Annotated in this window: 1 protein-coding gene; it reads right to left on the bottom strand. The window is 59.9% G+C overall.

Annotation, left to right across the window (positions count from 1 at the left end; genetic code table 11):
• Window positions 1-219: 219 nt before the first annotated feature.
• Entirely contained in the window at window positions 220-369 is a 150-nt protein-coding gene (locus EOA27_RS40035) for a DUF3096 domain-containing protein (RefSeq protein ID WP_127222595.1), read from the bottom strand.
• Between the last annotated feature and the right edge of the window lie 60 nt (window positions 370-429).

Below are 429 nucleotides of genomic sequence, written 5' to 3'. Positions count from 1 at the left end.
TAGTCCATCTTCGCGCCCAGTTCGACAGGACCGGTCGGCGTGTGATCAGCCATAGGAATACCCCTTCGAAGACATCTTGGAGGCACATAGCGAAAAGCTGGACGCAGAGCAATGGCGCTATTGCCGCATCGCCCGGCACAACAGCCTCAAAGGAAAGTTGAAGACCGCGACCCCGACCGGCCCGCTGGCAGTGAAGGGGCGATGACGGCCTTCAGACCTTCAGCCGCCGAGATGCGGGAACAGTCCGAGCAGGCCGGCGATGATCAGATAGAGCGCGACGATGTAGTTCAGCAGCCTGGGCATGACCAGGATCAGCACGCCGGCGATCAGCGAGATCAACGGGGTCAGCGTAAGCGCGGAAATGGTCATGTCGGGGGTCCTTTCCAAAAGCGGTGATCACCAATCCGTGGCGATACAATCTGCAGGTGG

The sequence above is a fragment of the Mesorhizobium sp. M2A.F.Ca.ET.037.01.1.1 genome, assembly GCF_003998075.1.
Taxonomy (GTDB): Bacteria; Pseudomonadota; Alphaproteobacteria; order Rhizobiales; family Rhizobiaceae; genus Mesorhizobium.
This window is presented reverse-complemented; position numbering and strand designations above follow the sequence as displayed.